At 64.9% G+C, this 16,245-nt stretch carries 11 protein-coding genes; 5 read left to right on the plus strand and 6 right to left on the minus strand.

Annotated features, from left to right (window positions below; translation table 11 throughout):
* Positions 1-159 precede the first annotated feature (159 nt).
* Both oadA and K2O50_RS26310 read right to left on the minus strand, forming a co-directional pair.
* Positions 160-1,968, minus strand: a complete 1,809-nt coding sequence (oadA, locus tag K2O50_RS26305; protein WP_050707569.1) for a sodium-extruding oxaloacetate decarboxylase subunit alpha — start codon at positions 1,966-1,968, stop codon at positions 160-162.
* A gap of 11 nt (positions 1,969-1,979) precedes the next feature.
* The gene (locus tag K2O50_RS26310) at positions 1,980-3,395 is read right to left on the minus strand and encodes an acetyl-CoA carboxylase biotin carboxylase subunit (protein WP_050707570.1); all 1,416 of its coding nucleotides are present in this window, start codon (positions 3,393-3,395) and stop codon (positions 1,980-1,982) included.
* A gap of 204 nt (positions 3,396-3,599) precedes the next feature.
* Here K2O50_RS26310 and K2O50_RS26315 point away from each other — a divergent pair, with 204 nt between their 5' ends.
* Positions 3,600-4,547 carry a LysR family transcriptional regulator gene (locus K2O50_RS26315; protein WP_162232991.1) on the plus strand — a complete coding sequence of 316 codons (948 nt, stop codon included), beginning with the start codon at positions 3,600-3,602 and terminating at the stop codon, positions 4,545-4,547.
* On the opposite strand, the gene K2O50_RS26320 is transcribed toward K2O50_RS26315, so the two are convergent.
* Together K2O50_RS26320 and hexR are read right to left on the minus strand one after the other, a co-directional pair.
* Positions 4,489-4,707, minus strand: coding sequence for a PA3496 family putative envelope integrity protein (locus K2O50_RS26320; RefSeq protein WP_050707572.1), 219 nt, complete (start codon positions 4,705-4,707; stop codon positions 4,489-4,491). The two genes, K2O50_RS26315 and K2O50_RS26320, sit on opposite strands and share 59 nt — an antisense overlap.
* A gap of 160 nt (positions 4,708-4,867) precedes the next feature.
* Complete coding sequence (gene hexR / locus K2O50_RS26325) at positions 4,868-5,734, minus strand: transcriptional regulator HexR (protein ID WP_023630201.1); 867 nt, start codon at positions 5,732-5,734, stop codon at positions 4,868-4,870.
* Between the two features lie 103 nt (positions 5,735-5,837).
* On the opposite strand from hexR, the gene zwf reads away from it, so the two are divergent.
* The gene (gene zwf / locus K2O50_RS26330; RefSeq protein ID WP_050707573.1) at positions 5,838-7,280 is read left to right on the plus strand and encodes a glucose-6-phosphate dehydrogenase; all 1,443 of its coding nucleotides are present in this window, start codon (positions 5,838-5,840) and stop codon (positions 7,278-7,280) included.
* Positions 7,281-7,351: 71 nt separating this feature from the next.
* On the opposite strand, the gene K2O50_RS26335 is transcribed toward zwf, so the two are convergent.
* Positions 7,352-10,228 carry a bifunctional diguanylate cyclase/phosphodiesterase gene (locus K2O50_RS26335; protein ID WP_050707574.1) on the minus strand — a complete coding sequence of 959 codons (2,877 nt, stop codon included), beginning with the start codon at positions 10,226-10,228 and terminating at the stop codon, positions 7,352-7,354.
* Between the two features lie 239 nt (positions 10,229-10,467).
* Here K2O50_RS26335 and uvrD point away from each other — a divergent pair, with 239 nt between their 5' ends.
* From uvrD to K2O50_RS26350, 3 genes are all read left to right on the plus strand, one after another.
* The gene (gene uvrD, locus K2O50_RS26340) at positions 10,468-12,651 is read left to right on the plus strand and encodes a DNA helicase II (protein ID WP_050707575.1); all 2,184 of its coding nucleotides are present in this window, start codon (positions 10,468-10,470) and stop codon (positions 12,649-12,651) included.
* A gap of 232 nt (positions 12,652-12,883) precedes the next feature.
* Positions 12,884-13,732: a Tim44 domain-containing protein gene (locus tag K2O50_RS26345; RefSeq protein WP_050707576.1), complete on the plus strand. Its 849-nt coding sequence runs from the start codon at positions 12,884-12,886 to the stop codon at positions 13,730-13,732.
* 113 nt (positions 13,733-13,845) lie between these two features.
* Positions 13,846-14,253: an SMI1/KNR4 family protein gene (locus K2O50_RS26350; protein ID WP_028689999.1), complete on the plus strand. Its 408-nt coding sequence runs from the start codon at positions 13,846-13,848 to the stop codon at positions 14,251-14,253.
* Positions 14,254-14,396: 143 nt separating this feature from the next.
* Here the strand turns inward: K2O50_RS26350 and K2O50_RS26355 are convergent, their stop codons facing one another.
* Entirely contained in the window at positions 14,397-16,157 is a 1,761-nt protein-coding gene (locus K2O50_RS26355; RefSeq protein WP_028690000.1) for a cation:proton antiporter, read from the minus strand.
* Positions 16,158-16,245 lie beyond the last annotated feature (88 nt).

Raw genomic sequence — 16,245 nt, forward strand, 5'->3', positions numbered from 1 at the left:
TCAAACCTCACCGGCCTCTTCGCGGGTAAACCCGCTCCCACAGGTTGGGCGCCGACTCTGTGGGAGCGGGTTTACCCGCGAAGGGGCCGGGAAACCCAGCACAAAAAAAGGGGAGCATTCGCTCCCCAGAGGTTAACCGCTTGCAGATGAAGGCTTCTGTCAGCCTTCGATCTCGATCAGGATCTCGCCCGGGGTCACCCGGTCGCCCTTGGCCACGTGGATGGCCACGACCTTGCCGGCGATGGCCGCCTGGACTTCGGTCTCCATCTTCATCGCCTCGGTGATCAGCACCGCCTGGCCGGCCTTGACCACATCGCCTTCCTTGACCAGCACATCGACGATGTTGCCCGGCATGCTGGTGCTGACATGGCCCGGCTCGCTGGCCTGCTTGCGCTTGCTGCCGCCACCGCCGACGAACTCGTTGAGCGGCTCGAACACCACTTCTTCCGGCATGCCGTCGATGGACAGGTAGAAGTGGCGCTTGCCTTCGGCCTTGACGCCCACGCCGGTGATGTCGACGCGGTAGGTCTCGCCGTGCACGTCGATGACGAACTCGGTCGGCACGCCCTCACCGCCCACCGAGCCCACCGCACCGGCTTCCGGAATCGGCAGCAGGGCTTCGGGCTTGAGGGTGCCGGCTTCGCGTTCCTCGAGGAACTTGCGGCCGATGTCGGGGAACATGGCGAAGGTCAGTACGTCTTCCTCGGAGTGCGCGAGGCTGCCGATATCGGCACGCAGCTTGGCCATCTCCGGCTTGAGCAGGTCGGCCGGGCGCACGTCGATCACTTCCTCGCTACCGATCGCCTGGCGGCGCAGCTGCTCGTTGACCACGCCCGGGGCCTTGCCGTAACCGCCCTGCAGGTACAGCTTCACCTCGTTGGTAATAGTCTTGTAGCGCTCGCCGGCCAGCACGTTGAAGAACGCCTGGGTACCGACGATCTGCGAGGTCGGGGTCACCAGCGGCGGGAAGCCGAGGTCTTCGCGCACCCGCGGGATCTCCGCCAGCACTTCGTTCATGCGGTTGAGCGCGCCCTGCTCCTTGAGCTGGTTGGCCAGGTTGGAAATCATCCCGCCCGGTACCTGGTTGACCTGCACGCGAGTATCCACCGCGGTGAACTCGCTCTCGAACTGGTGGTACTTCTTGCGCACGGCATAGAAGTACAGGCCGATCTCCTGCAGCAGTTCCAGGTCCAGGCCGGTGTCGAACTCGCTGCCCTTGAGCGCGGCGACCATCGACTCGGTACCCGGGTGGCTGGTGCCCCAGGCGAAGCTGGAGATCGCGGTGTCGATATGGTCGGCGCCGTTTTCCACCGCCTTGAGCTGGCACATCGCAGCCAGGCCGGCGGTATCGTGGGAGTGGATGAACACCGGCAGCGACTGCTCGGCCTTCAGCGCCTTGACCAGCTCGCCGGTGGCGAACGGGGTCAGCAGGCCGGCCATGTCCTTGATCGCCACCGAGTCGCAGCCCATGGCTTCCATCTGCTTGGCCTGCTGCACGAAGGCGTCGATGGTGTGCACGGGGCTGGTGGTGTAGGCGATGGTGCCCTGGGCGTGCTTGCCGGCGGCCTTCACTGCCTCGATGGCCACCCGCAGGTTACGCACGTCGTTCATGGCGTCGAAGATGCGGAACACATCGATGCCGTTGACCGCCGCCTTGGCGACGAAGGCCTTGACCACGTCGTCGCTGTAGTGGCGGTAGCCCAGCAGGTTCTGGCCGCGCAGGAGCATCTGCAGGCGGGTGTTGGGCAATGCGGCGCGCAGCTTGCGCAGGCGCTCCCACGGGTCTTCCTTGAGGAAGCGCACGCAGGCGTCGAAGGTGGCGCCGCCCCAGACTTCCAGCGACCAGTAGCCGACCTTGTCGAGCTTGTCGCAGATCGGCAGCATGTCTTCGGTGCGCATGCGGGTGGCCAGCAGGGACTGGTGGGCGTCGCGCAGGATCGTGTCGGTGACAAAGATTTTCTTGGACATTGTTCGGTTCCTCACAGGCCTGCGTGCGCGGCGATGGCGGCGGCGATGGCCAGGGCCAGCTCTTCGGGTTTGCGCTTGATCGAGTAGTTGGTCAGTTCAGGGTGGCTTTCGACGAAGCTGGTGTTGAACTGGCCGCTGCGGAATTCCGGATTGCGCAGGATTTCCTGGTAGTACGCGGCGGTGGTCTTCACCCCCTGCACGCGCATGTCGTCCAGGGCCCGCAGGCCGCGGTCCATGGCTTCTTCCCAGGTCAGCGCCCAGACCACCAGTTTCAGGCACATGGAGTCGTAGAACGGCGGGATGGTGTAGCCGGTATAGATCGCCGTGTCGGTGCGCACGCCGGGGCCGCCGGGGGCGTAGTAGCGGGTGATCTTGCCGAAGCTGGGCAGGAAGTTGTTCTTCGGGTCTTCGGCATTGATGCGGAACTGCAACGCGAAGCCACGGTGCTGGATGTCTTCCTGCTTGATCGACAGCGGCAGGCCGGAGGCGATGCGAATCTGCTCGCGGACGATGTCGATGCCGGTGATTTCCTCGGTGATGGTGTGTTCCACCTGCACCCGGGTGTTCATTTCCATGAAGTACACCTCGCCATCGGCAAGCAGGAACTCCACGGTACCGGCGTTCTCGTAATCCACCGCCTTGGCCGCGCGCACCGCCAGGTCGCCGATGTAGGCGCGCTGCTCGGGGGTCAGCTGGGGGCTTGGGGCAATCTCGATCAGCTTCTGGTTGCGGCGCTGGATCGAGCAGTCACGCTCGAACAGGTGCACCACGTTGCCGAAGCTGTCACCGAGGATCTGCGCCTCGATGTGCTTTGGGTTGACGATGCATTTCTCCAGGAACACTTCCGCCGAGCCGAAGGCCTTGGTGGCCTCGGAAATGACACGGGGGAAGTTCTGCTCCAGCTCTTCACGGCTGTTGCAGCGGCGGATGCCGCGCCCGCCGCCACCGGAGGTGGCCTTGAGCATCACCGGGTAACCGATGCGGTCACCTTCGCGCAGGGCTTCATGGATATCGGCGACGTTGCCTTCGGTGCCGGGCGTGACCGGCACACCGGCCGCGATCATGGTGCGGCGTGCTTCGGTCTTGTCGCCCATGCGGCGAATGACATCGGCGGCCGGGCCGATGAACTTGATCCCGCGTTCGGCGCAGATCTCCGCAAGCTCGGCGTTTTCCGACAGGAAACCGTAGCCTGGATGCAGGGCATCGCAGCCGGTCTCGACAGCAAGGTTCACCAGCTTGCGCGGGTTCAGGTAGCCGGCCAGGGGCTCGGCACCGATGCTGTAGGCCTCGTCGGCGCGCTTGACGTGCAGGGCGTGACGGTCGGCGTCGGCATAGATCGCGACGGAGCGAATGCCCATCTCGGCGCAGGCACGCACGATCCGAACTGCGATCTCACCCCGGTTGGCGATCAGGATTTTTGTTATCACTGGAGTCTTCCCAAAGCCGTAGGAACAGACGATCCGGTTTTACCGGTCGGCGCGTGACCAGACGTCGCTGGCCAGTCGCATATTCACCCTAGCGCTGAAGGTCGATAAACAAAAATCAATATTTGTTAGGGGCAGTATTAGCAAAAGCTTATAGTGAGGTAACAAGGTTTTGCCGGAGCCCCGGAAAAAATGCGTAAGTCCTTGATGCGTATGACTTTGCGTCAGCTTCAGGTGTTCAACGAGGTGTGTGATCTGCGCTCCTACAGCCGGGCGGCCGAGGAGATGGCGCTGACGCAACCCGCCGTTAGTCTACAGATCCGCCAGCTCGAGGAGCTGGTCGGCCAGCCGCTGTTCGAGTACGTCGGCAAAAAGCTCTACCTGACCGAGGCAGCCGAGGCGCTGCAACGCGCCAGCCGGGATATCTTCGGGCGCCTGGAGAACCTCGACATGCAGCTGTCGGACCTGCAGGGCTCATTGCAGGGGCAGCTGAAACTGGCGATCGAATCCAGCGCCAAGTACTTCGTGCCACACCTGTTCGCCGCCTTCAAGCAGCGCCACCCGGAGGTCAACCTCACCCTCACGGTGGTCAACCGGGCCCAGGCGATCCGGCGCCTGTCGGACAACCGCGACGACCTGACCATCATGTCCATGGTGCCCCAGGACATGGGCCTGGAGTTCCTGCCCTTCCTCAACAACCCGATCATTGCCGTGGCGCCACCGGATCACCCGCTGTGCAAGCTCGAACAGCTGCGCCTGCAGGACCTCGAGCCTCATGCCCTGCTGGTCCGCGAACAAGGGTCGGGCACGCGCAAGGCCTGCGAGGAGTTCTTCAAGGACAAGCGCGTGCACTTCACCCAGACCCTCGAGGTGGCCTCCACGGATGCCCAGCGCGAATGCGTGGTGGCCGGCCTGGGCATCGCCCTGCTGACCCGCCACGCGGTCAACCTGGAGCTGGCCACCGGCGTGCTCAGGGAGCTGCCGGTGGAAGAGCTGCCGCTATACCGCAGCTGGTGCCTGGTGCAGTCCAAAAACAAGCGCCAGTCGCCGGTCGCCTTGGCGTTCCAAGCGTTCATCCGCGGCGAACGTGCACAGATCAGCGGGCTTGTGCAGCGTTTCTCGGGGAAGTTGCCGCCGACACCTGCCACACCGTGATGTCCTGCAGCTCGGGGTAGTCGGCCAGCTCGCGCAGCAGCTGGCGCTGGTCGCAGTAGCTTTCGATCGCGCGGCGAAACTCCATGCGGCGCTGGTCCTTTTCCTGCTGCTTGCGAGCCTTGGCGTTGGGTTGGTACACACCTGCGTGATCATGTGCCATTGCCTGTCTCCCAGATAGGATGCGGGAGTTTCAGACTGGCCTTGGCGGTTTACGGTTTGGCGGTGGAATGGTGACGAAATGATGAAATCTGCGTGGGAGCGGGCCTGCCCCGCGTTTGCAATCGCGGGGCAAGCCCGCTCCCACGGAACCTCTGCATTGCTCAGTCGTCGGTAGCCTTGATCGACTTAGGCGACAAACGCAGGCTGCGCAAGCTGCGCTTTACGCTCTTGAGGTGATTGACCAGGCTTGGCCCGCGGGCCATGGCCACGCCCATGGCCAGCACGTCGATCACCACCAGGTGAGCGATACGCGAGGTCAGCGGGGTATAGATCTCGGTGTCCTCATGCACGTCGATGGCCAGGTTGACCGTCGACAATTCGGCCAGTGGCGTCTGGCTCGGGCACAGGGTGATCAGGTTGGCGCCACTTTCACGCACCAGGTTGGCGGTGATCAGCAGGTCCTTGGAGCGCCCCGACTGCGAAATGCACACCGCCACGTCGCCCGGCTTCAGGGTGACCGCCGACATCGCCTGCATGTGCGGGTCGGAATACGCCGCGGCGCTGAGCAGCAGGCGGAAGAACTTGTGCTGGGCATCGGCCGCGACCGCGCCGGAAGCGCCAAAGCCGTAGAACTCCACGCGCTGGGCCTGGGCCATGGCGGTCACCGCCTGCTGCAGCGCCTGCGGGTCGAGGTGCTCGCGCACCTCCATCAGCGTGTGCAGGGTGGTGTCGAAGATCTTCAGGCTGTAGTCGGCGACCGAGTCGTCTTCATGGATGGCGAACTGGCCGAAACTGGCGCCGGCGGCCAGGCTCTGCGCCAGCTTGAGCTTGAGGTCCTGGAAGCCCGAGCAGCCGATCGCCCGGCAGAAGCGCACGATGGTCGGCTCGCTGATCCCCACGCTGTGCGCCAGATCGGCCATCGAGCTGTGCATGACGGCAGCCGGATCGAGCAGCACATGGTCGGCCACTTTGAGTTCCGATTTGCGCAGCAGGTGCCGCGATTGGTCGATATGTTGCAACAGATTCACGGGCTGGACTCGGTTATGATCGGCGTGCCGGGATGTAGCTTTCTTGTAGTTATACTACATGCTTGCCAACCCGCCCAGCTAAACGAACGTGGAGAGTGGTGGTTTGACGATTCCTTGCGACATCCTGGTCTTCGGCGGCACGGGCGACCTGGCCCTGCACAAACTGCTCCCGGCGCTCTACCACCTGTATCGCGAGGCCCGCCTGCACAATGCCGTGCGGATCATCGCCCTGGCCCGACGCCACCTTTCGCGCAACGACTACCTCAAGCTCGCCGAACGCCATTGCCGGGCGCAGATCGCCCGCCAGGACTTCGACGAGGACGTCTGGCAGCGCTTCTGCGCCCGCCTGGACTACTTCCCCATGGACGCCGCGCAGAGCGCCGACTTCGGTCGCCTGGCCCGTTACCTGGGCGAGCCCGGCGGGCTCACGCGCATCTTCTACCTGGCCACCGCGCCCAATTTGTTCGTGCCCATCGCCAACCACCTGCGCGTCGCCGGCCTTGCCGACAGCGAGGCGCGCATCGTCCTGGAGAAGCCCATCGGTCACTCGCTGGAGTCGGCCACCGCGATCAACGAGGCCATCGGCGCGGTGTTCAGCGAACCGCAGGTATTTCGCATCGACCACTACCTGGGCAAGGAAACCGTGCAGAACCTCATGGCCCTGCGCTTCGCCAATGCCCTGCTGGAGCCGGTGTGGCGCAACGGCCAGGTCGACCATGTGCAGATCAGCGTCTGCGAGACCCTCGGCGTGGAGAACCGCGGCGCCTACTACGACCGTGCCGGCGCCACCCGCGACATGCTGCAGAACCACCTGCTGCAATTGCTCTGCCTGGTGGCCATGGAACCGCCGGCGCAGTTCGAGGCCGAGGCGGTGCGCGACGAAAAGGTGAAGATCCTTCGCGCGCTCAAGCCCATCACCGGCCAGGACGTGCAGGACAAGACCGTGCGCGGCCAGTACGGCGCCGGCAAGATCGGCGGCCAGGAAGTGCCGGCCTATTACTTCGAGAAAGACGTGGACAACGACAGCGACACCGAGACCTTCGTTGCGGTCCAGGCGCACATCGACAACTGGCGCTGGGCCGGCGTGCCCTTCTACCTGCGCACCGGCAAGCGCATGGCGCGGCGCTCGTCGCAGATCGTCATCCAGTTCAAGCCGGTGCCCCACGAGCTGTTCAGCGGTGGCCAGGTCAATCAATTGCTGATCCAGCTACAGCCGGACGAGCACATCAGCCTGCGCATGATGACCAAGAGCCCGGGCAAGGGCATGCGCCTGGCACCGGTCGAACTGGACCTGAACCTCGCCCAGGCCTTCGCCCAGACCCGCCGCTGGGACGCCTACGAGCGACTGCTGCTGGATGTGCTGGAAGGCGACTCGACGCTGTTCATGCGCCGCGACGAGGTCGAGGCCGCCTGGGCCTGGATCGACCCGATCCTGCAGGGCTGGGAGGAACACTTCCAGGCGCCACGCCCCTACCCCGCCGGCAGCAATGGCCCGGAACAGGCCAACAGCCTGCTGGCCCGCCAGGGCCAGGCCTGGCACCTGTAGGAGCGGCCTCGTGCCGCGAAAGGGCTGCAAAGCAGCCCCGGCAATTTCATGCCGGGCGCCTAGGCCGACCTTTAGCGCAACAGGTCGGCCGTCGAGCGATCAAGCAGCGCGCGGAACGAGGTCGCGTCCACCGGACGACTGATCAGGTAGCCCTGCACCTCGTCGCAACCATGCTCGCGCAGGAACTGCAGCTGCTCGCGGGTTTCCACCCCTTCGGCCACCACTTTCAGTTGCAGGCTCTTGGCCATGGCGATGATCGCCCGGGTAATGGCCGCGTCCTGTGAACCTTCGAGCAGGCCGCGGATGAACGCCTGGTCGATCTTCACGTAGTCCACCGGGAAGCGCTTGAGGTAGCTCAGTGACGAATAGCCGGTACCGAAGTCATCGATGGCCAGCTTCACCCCCAGCGCGTGCAGCTGCTCGAAGGTGGTGATGATGTGCTCGACACTGTCCAGCAACTGGCTTTCGGTCAGTTCCAACTCCAGCAGGTGCGGCGCCAGGCCGGACTCCTGCAGGACCTGGCGCACCAGGCTGACCAGCTTGCCCTGGCGCAGCTGGTACACCGACAGGTTGACCGAAACGCGTACCTCCAGGCCCTGGCGCAACCATTCGCACGCCTGCCAGCAGGCCTGGCGCAGCACGAACTCCCCCATGGGCGCGATCAGCCCGGTCTCTTCGGCCAGGCCGATGAACTCGCTGGGTGGCACCATGCCCCACTCGGGGTGCTGCCAGCGCACCAGCGCCTCGGCCGCATGCAGCTGCCCGGTGCGCAGGCACAGCTTGGGCTGGTAGTAGACCAGCAACTGGCGCTCATCGATGGCCTTGCGCAGCTGGTTTTCCAGCTGCAGGCGTTGCAGGGTGCTGGCGCGCAGGCTCTCGGTATAGAACTGGAAACTGTCGCCGCCCAGGTGCTTGGCGTGCTGCTTGGCCATGTCGGCCTGGCTGACCAGGCTATTGAGGTCCTGAGTGGCGTCGGACAACAGGCTGATGCCCACCGACGCGCTGATCACCACCTCGTGCCCACCCACGCGCTGGGGCACGCGCAGCTTGTCGAGCAGCCGGGTGGTGACGCGCACCAGGCTCGACAGGTTGGTGTAGCCGTCGAACAGCACGGCGAACTCGTCGCCAGACAGGCGCGCCACGGTGTCGGCCTCCGGCACCGCGTTGGCCAGGCGCTGGGCCATCTTCTTGAGCAGCTGGTCCGCCAGTTCATGGCCCAGGCTCTCGTTGAGCAGCTTGAAGCGGTCCAGGTCCACATGCAGCAGCGCCAGGCTGCGGCCGTTCAGGCGCATGCGCTGCGCCGCCTCGTGCAGGCGCAAGCGGAACAGCGCGCGGTTGGCCAGCCCGGTGAGGTCGTCGTAATGCGCCAGGTAGCGCAGACGCTCCTCGGATTCGCGGCGCGCGGACAGGTCGGTGAAGAAGCCAACGATATTGACGATCCGTCCCCGTGGGTCATTCACGCTGTTCAGTTGCAGCCACTGCGGGTAGAGCTCGCCGTTCTTGCGCGCCTCGACCAGCTCGCCCTGCCAGCGGCCCTGCTGCTCCAGGGCCTGGTCGATGGCCTGGCTGTGGCGCCGGGCATCGCGGCTGCAAGGCAGCTCCAGGGCGTTGCGGGCGATCAGCTCGGCCCGGCCGTAGCCGGTGACATCGCAGAAGGCCTGGTTCACCGCCAGCAACTGGAAGTCCGCGTCGAGAATGGCGATCCCTTCGCTGGCCGCCTCGAACACCGTCGCGGCCAGGCGCTGCTGCTCTTCCTGTTCCTTCTGCGCGGTGATGTCGCGGCGGGTGCCGAGCATGCGCAGGACCTTGCCCTGGCCATCGGTCTCCACCGCCCGCCCCCGGTCCTCGATCCAGCACCAGTGCCCCTGGGCGTGGCGTACCCGGTACTCTACCCGGTAGTCCTCGGTGCGCCCCTTGAGGTGCTCGACCAGCGTGCGCCGCAGCACGGGCAGGTCATCGGGATGCAGCCGCGGCTTGAGGTCGGCGCGCACCGAGCGCACCTGCTCCGGATCCAGGCCGAACAACGTATGCAGCTGGGTGTGATGGACCTCGTCGGTTTCCAGGTTCCAATCCCACAGCCCGAGTTCGCTGGCCTGCAAGGCCAGGGCCAGGCGCTGCTCGCTCTTGCTCAGGGCCTGGTTGGCCAGGTCCAGCTCATGACTGCGTTGGGCCACGCGCTGCTCGAGGCCGGCATGGGCTTTGCGCAGGTCGTCCTCAGCCCGGCGTCGTTGGGCGATCTCTGCGCTGAGCTGACGGTTGAGGCCCTCGCCATGACGCTGGGCGTTCTGCAGGTGCTCGATCAGCGCCTGGTTCTGGAAACGGCGCAGCAGGCCGCGCTCGATCAGGCGATTGACCTGCCAGGCCACCACCATCAGCGCCACCAGCAGGATCAGCCCCAGCCAGCCCCAGCCGCGCTGGTGTCCGGCGTCATAGACGAATAGAAACGCGATCGGCGGCAGCAGGCACGGCAGGGCGAAGCTGAGAAACGCCGGCAGGCTGACCGCGTAGGCGACACTGGCCGACAACGCCGCCGCGCCGAGCAGGCCGAAGACCCAGGCCTGCTGCACGAAGTTGTCCGCCGGCGCCAAGGCGATCACCGCGCAGGCCAAGGTCAGGCCACTGAACGCCGAACCGAGCAGGAACATGCGCCGCCAGGTCGGCTTGGCCTGGCGCGCCGGCGTCGCCGCGTCGAAGGCCGCCACCTGGATCACCCGAAGCGCCACCAGCGCCACCAGCCAGGCCATCCAAACCCCGACCAGCAAATAGCGCGCAGGGCTCCACAGCAGCCAGGCGCAGAGCAGGCCGTTGAGCAACATGAACAAGGTGGGCAGCAACGAGCCCTGGTACAGCAGGCGAGTACGCTCGATCGACAGCTGGGTGGCGAATTGCCTGCGAACGCTCCTTGTCGTCTCCGGCGATGCTCCGATCGCCGCGCAATCCTGGGTCATATTGGCTGGTTTCTTTTGTCTTCTTGTTATGGCTGACCGCAAATGTGCAGGGAGCATACACAAGCACCGCGTCGGACCAAACTGCTCTGCGTCATGATTTCGAAAATGTCTGCTGCGTCCAGGTCTGACCGCTCAACCACGGGCACCGGACAAGTCCACCGATGAACGGTCGAGCGCCCGTCCGGCGATTTGCGTCCGGGGCGTTTGCCCCTGCCTTCGCACGGCCATAGAATGCCCGGATGCATAATGACGACCTCTCCCTCCTGCTGAACTCCCTCAACGACGCTCAACGCCAGGCCGTGGCGGCCTCGGTGGGGCGCCAACTGGTGCTGGCCGGCGCCGGCTCGGGCAAGACCCGCGTGCTGGTGCACCGCATCGCCTGGCTGATCCAGGTCGAACAGGCCTCGCCGCACTCGATCCTGTCGGTGACCTTCACCAACAAGGCCGCGGCGGAAATGCGCCAGCGGATCGAGCAACTGCTGGGCATCAACCCGGCCGGCATGTGGGTCGGCACCTTCCACGGCCTGGCCCACCGCCTGTTGCGGGCGCACTGGCAGGAAGCGGGGCTGGCGCAGAACTTCCAGATCCTCGACAGCGACGACCAGCAGCGCCTGATCAAGCGGGTGATCCGCGAGATGGGCCTGGACGAGCAGAAGTGGCCGGCGCGCCAGGTCCAGTGGTTCATCAACGGGCAGAAGGACGAAGGCCTGCGCCCACGGCATATCCAGGCCAGCGGCGACCTGTTCCTGGCCACCATGCGCGACATCTATGTGGCCTACGAGCAGGCCTGCGACCGCGCCGGGGTCATCGACTTCTCCGAACTGCTGCTGCGCGCCCTCGACCTGTGGCGCGACCACCCGGACCTGCTCAGGCACTACCAGCGCCGCTTCCGCCACCTGCTGGTGGACGAGTTCCAGGACACCAACGCCGTGCAGTACGCCTGGTTGCGCCTGCTGGCCTCCGGGGGCGACAGCCTGATGGCGGTGGGCGACGACGACCAGTCGATCTACGGCTGGCGCGGCGCCAAGATCGAGAACATCCACCAGTACACCGCCGACTTCCCGGACGCCGAGCTGATCCGCCTGGAGCAGAACTACCGCTCCACCGGCGGCATCCTCAAGGCCGCCAACGCCCTGATCGCCAACAACAGCGGGCGCCTGGGCAAGGAGCTGTGGACCGACATGGGCGAAGGCGAACCGCTCACGCTCTATGCCGCGTACAACGAGCACGACGAAGCGCGCTATGTAGTCGAGACCATCGAAAGCCTGGTCAAGCAGGGTAACGCGCGCAGCGAGATCGCCATCCTGTACCGCTCCAACGCCCAGTCGCGGGTGCTGGAAGAGGCCCTGCTGCGCGAACGCATCCCCTACCGCATCTATGGCGGCCAGCGCTTCTTCGAGCGCGCCGAGATCAAGAACGCCATGGCCTACCTGCGCCTGCTCGAAGGTCGCGGCAACGACGCGGCGCTGGAGCGGGTGATCAACGTGCCGCCACGGGGCATCGGCGAAAAGACCGTCGAGGCCATCCGCGACCACGCCCGCCACAGCCAGCTGTCGATGTGGGAAGCCATGTGCCAGCTACTCGCCGCCAAGGCCCTCAAGGGCCGCGCCGCCAGCGCCCTGGGCGCGTTCATCGAGCTGCTCGAGAACCTCGCCGCCAAGGTGCTGGACATGCCGCTGCACCTGATGACCCAGACCGTCATCGAGCAGTCCGGGCTGATCGTCTATCACCAGGAAGAAAAGGGCGAGAAAGGCCAGGCCCGGGTGGAAAACCTTGAGGAACTGGTCAGCGCGGCGCGCAACTTCGAGACCAGCGACGAAGACGCCGACCTCTCGCCGCTGTCGGCGTTCCTCGGTCACGCCTCGCTGGAGGCCGGCGACACCCAGGCCGACGAGCACGAGGACAGCATCCAGCTGATGACCCTGCACAGCGCCAAGGGCCTGGAGTTCCCGTACGTGTTCCTGGTGGGCATGGAGGAAGGCCTGTTCCCGCACAAGATGAGCCTGGAAGAGCCCGGCCGCCTCGAAGAGGAGCGCCGCCTGGCCTACGTGGGCATCACCCGGGCCATGCGCCAGCTGGTCATGACCTACGCCGAGACCCGCCGCCTGTATGGCAGCGAGACCTATAACAAGGTATCGCGCTTCGTCCGGGAGATCCCCGCCGGGCTGGTGCAGGAAGTGCGCCTGTCGAACACCGTCAGTCGTCCGTTCGGTGGCGCGAAGACGCCGGCCAGCAGCCTGTTCGCCAACGCCAGCATCCCGCAGACCGCCTTCAGCCTCGGCCAGCGGGTGCAGCATGCGGTGTTCGGCGAAGGCGTCATCCTCAACTTCGAGGGCTCCGGCGCCCAGGCACGGGTGCAGGTGAACTTCTCCGAGGGCAGCAAGTGGCTGATGCTGGGCTACGCGAAGCTGGAAGCTATCTGACTACCACTCCCACTGGCTTCGCGGATCCTGTGAGAGCGGGTTTACCCGCGAACACGGGCGAAGCCCGTGCCAGGCACCGCGTCGCCTTCTTCGCGGGTAAACCCGCTCCCACACGACCCTGACCATCCTTACAATCAGGCAAAAGCTCGAAACATCTTGTCGCTGGCTATGTCTGCCAGTTCATGTGCACCATGACGCGCGTGCAATCCACACAAACGGGAATCCCCATCTTATGCAACGTTTTCTTAGCATCGCTCTGGCGCTCTGCGTCGGCCTGACGCTGAGCCTCGACGCCAACGCCAAGCGCTTCGGTGGTGGCAAGAGCTCGGGCTCCGCGCCTATCCACCAGACCCGCCAGGCCACCCCGACCACGCCTGCCGCCGCCCCGACCGCTCCTGGTCGCGCACCCGCCGCCGCCAGCGGTGCCTCGCGCTGGCTGGGCCCACTCGCCGGCCTCGCCGCCGGTGGCCTGCTGGCCTCCATGTTCATGGGCGACGGCTTCGATGGCATGCAGATCCTCGATTTCCTGATCATGGGCCTGATCGCCTTCCTGGTCTTCCGCTTCATCGCCGCGCGCCGTCGCCAGCAGCAGCCGCAACACGCTGCCGCCGGCCACGCCCCGTACCAGCGCGAAGCCCAGCCGCAGGCCGCCCCGCAGTCGATCTTCGGCGGCTCCGCCGCACCGGTCGCCTCGCCTGTGATCAACGCCCCGGCCTGGTTCAACGAAGCCAGCTTCCTGTCCGCCGCCCGTTCGCACTTCCAGTCGCTGCAGCAGCACTGGGACGCCAACGAGATGGACAAGATCGCCGAGTTCGTCACCCCGCAGATGCTCGAGTTCCTCAAGCGCGAGCGCGCCGAGCAGGGTGAAGGCTTCCAGTCCACCTACATCGACGACCTCGATGTGCAACTGGACGGCGTCGACGAGCGTGTCGACCAGACCGACGCCACCCTGACCTTCCGTGGCGTGTCGAAGACCTCGCGCTTCGACCAGGGCGAAGCCTTCAGCGAAAGCTGGCACATGGTTCGCGCCCATGGCGAGAACCAGCCTTGGCTGCTGGCCGGTATCCGCCAAAACGGTTAACCGTCGCACGTTGCAGAAAAAACCCCGGGCCTGTCCCGGGGTTTTTGCTTTTGCCAGAGCGGCCTACTAGGGTATAACGCGCAGCGTTGTCATAAGGTCAGAGGATGTGAACCGTGGAAGAAGTGATCGAACAACTCCGTGAAGCCAACGAGCCGGTACCGGTGCCGCTGGAACTGCCGGACGAGGATCAGCTGGTCGAGATCGAGGAAGAACTGTTCATCAACATCCCGTTCGTGTTCAAGGAATACCTGCTGACCGTCAGTGACGTGGTGTACGGCAGCCTCGAGCCGGTGACCGTGACCGATCCGCAATCCCACACCTACCTGCCGGAAGTGGCGGCCAACGCCTGGGACGCCGGCGTGCCCCGCGACCTCATTCCCATCTGCCAGGACGGTGACGACTACTACTGCGTCGAAGAGGACGGCACCGTGGTGCTGTGGTCCGGCGAAGAAGAAATCGTCACCGAGGAAAGCTGGGAATCGGTCTGGCACTGGGCACGGGATGTCTGGCTGGAAAGCTGAATGAGAAATACCCGCATAAAGTGATGGCTTATCGCTACCCATCACTCGTAGAATCGCCAGGCTCTCTGCGCCTGGCGACACTGCTACCGCTCCATCCCCTCGGACGACGGTGAAATCTTGCGCAGAAAGCGTTAACCGCGCGCTCAGTGCGAATGATCGCGGCTGTTCTCCAGCGTCTCCAGCAACGCCACCTGCATCCGCGTATGCACCCGGATCAGCCAGCGCCACAGCAGCGCCACCACCACTGCCGCCACCACGACGATGACCAGCAGCAGTTCGCTGGTCGGCAGGATGCTTGCCGACAAGGCCGACAGCAGCAGGAAGATCACCAACAGTGACAGCAGCGGAATCACCTCGGCGATCACCCGCCGTACCCGCTGGGTATGCCGCCCGGCCATCTCGGGCTTGACGCCCATCTCAGCCAGTAGCATCGACAGCGCCTTGAGCTTGCGATAGGCCGCGATCAGGAATGGCAGCGACAACAGCAATGCCGCGCCCCAGATCAGCGCCTTCTGCTGGCCGGCATCCGCCACCCACTCGCTCAACCAGTTGCCGATGCGCCCGGCGAAATAACCGCCACTGAAGAAGATCGCGATCACCAACGCCAGGTTGACCCCGACCTGCAGCAGAATGCGTCGGATCATCGCCGCCAGCATGGCCCCCTCACCCTGCGGCTGAATGCTGCGCAACCACTCGCCATACAGCGACAGCACCCGTGCCACGCGGCTCGGTACCACCTTGCCCAGCCTTATCGACAGAGGGTCAGCAGCCCGGATCAGGTACGGTGTCAGCAAGGTTGTAATGGCCGACACAGCTACTGCGACCGGATAGAGAAAGTCACTGGTGACCTGCAAGGTCACCCCCAGGGCGGCGATGATGAAGGAGAACTCGCCGATCTGCGAAAGCCCCATCCCCACGCGCAACGAGGTGCGCCCGTCGTTGCCGGCGATGAACGCACCCATGCCACAGGAGAGCATCTTGCCCAGCACCACCGCCAGGGTGATGACCACGATCGGCCAGGCGTACTCGACCAGGATCGATGGGTCGATCATCAAGCCGATGGCGACGAAGAAGATGGCGCTGAACAGGTCGCGAACCGGCTCGATCAGCCGTTCGATCTTCAGCAGCTGGCGCGACTCGGCCATGATCGCGCCGATCAGGAAGGCGCCGAGCACCATGCTGTACTCGAGCTTGACCACCAGCAGGCAGAAGCCGAAACACAGGCCCAGCACGGTGATCAGCAGCATTTCGTTGCTTTCGAATTTCGCCACGTAGGCCAGCAGCCGCGGCACCAGCAGGATGCCGATGACCAGCGCGACGATCATGAACAGCGACAGCTTGCCCACGGTGGAGAACACCTCGCCGGAACTCACCGAGCCGCTGACGGCAATGCCCGACAGCAGCGCGATGATGCCGATGCCGAGGATGTCCTCGACGATCAGCACGCCGAAGATCAGCTGGGCGAAACGCTCGTTCTTCATCTTCAGGTCGTTGAGCGCCTTGACGATGATGGTGGTCGAGGAGATCGCCAGGATCGCTCCGAGGAACAGCGAATCCATGGTGTTCCAGCCGAACCAGCGACCGATCTCGAACCCGATCCAGATCATCAGGACGATTTCCAGGAACGCCGCGATGAAGGCCGTGGCGCCGACCTTGAACAGCTTGCGCAGGCTGAACTCCAGGCCCAGGCAGAACATCAGGAAGATCACCCCAAGTTCGGCCAGGGTCTTGATGGTGTCTTCGTCGTGGATCAAGCCGAACGGCGGCGTGTGCGGGCCGATGATGAAGCCGGCGACGATGTAGCCCAGCACCACTGGCTGCTTGAGGCGATGAAAGAGGATGGTGACCACCCCGGCAACCAGCATGATCACCGCCAGGTCCTGGATGAAGCTGATGGCATGCATGGCGTGATACTCCTTGTTTTCAGTGCTCGGGGCGAACCGCTCCTCTGCCGGACGATCCTTCGGCGCGGAGCAGGCACATACTGTTGTG

Source organism: Pseudomonas sp. 2hn (genome assembly GCF_019646095.1).
Classification (GTDB): domain Bacteria; phylum Pseudomonadota; class Gammaproteobacteria; order Pseudomonadales; family Pseudomonadaceae; genus Aquipseudomonas; species Aquipseudomonas peradeniyensis.

Coding starts and splice junctions, on each gene's coding strand:
- oadA (WP_050707569.1), bottom strand. CDS start 1,968: ATGTCCAAGAAAATCTTTGTCACCGACACGATCCTGCGCGACGCCCAC.
- K2O50_RS26315 (WP_162232991.1), top strand. CDS start 3,600: ATGCGTATGACTTTGCGTCAGCTTCAGGTGTTCAACGAGGTGTGTGAT.
- K2O50_RS26320 (WP_050707572.1), bottom strand. CDS start 4,707: ATGGCACATGATCACGCAGGTGTGTACCAACCCAACGCCAAGGCTCGC.
- K2O50_RS26335 (WP_050707574.1), bottom strand. CDS start 10,228: ATGACCCAGGATTGCGCGGCGATCGGAGCATCGCCGGAGACGACAAGG.
- uvrD (WP_050707575.1), top strand. CDS start 10,468: ATGCATAATGACGACCTCTCCCTCCTGCTGAACTCCCTCAACGACGCT.
- K2O50_RS26345 (WP_050707576.1), top strand. CDS start 12,884: ATGCAACGTTTTCTTAGCATCGCTCTGGCGCTCTGCGTCGGCCTGACG.
- K2O50_RS26355 (WP_028690000.1), bottom strand. CDS start 16,157: ATGCATGCCATCAGCTTCATCCAGGACCTGGCGGTGATCATGCTGGTT.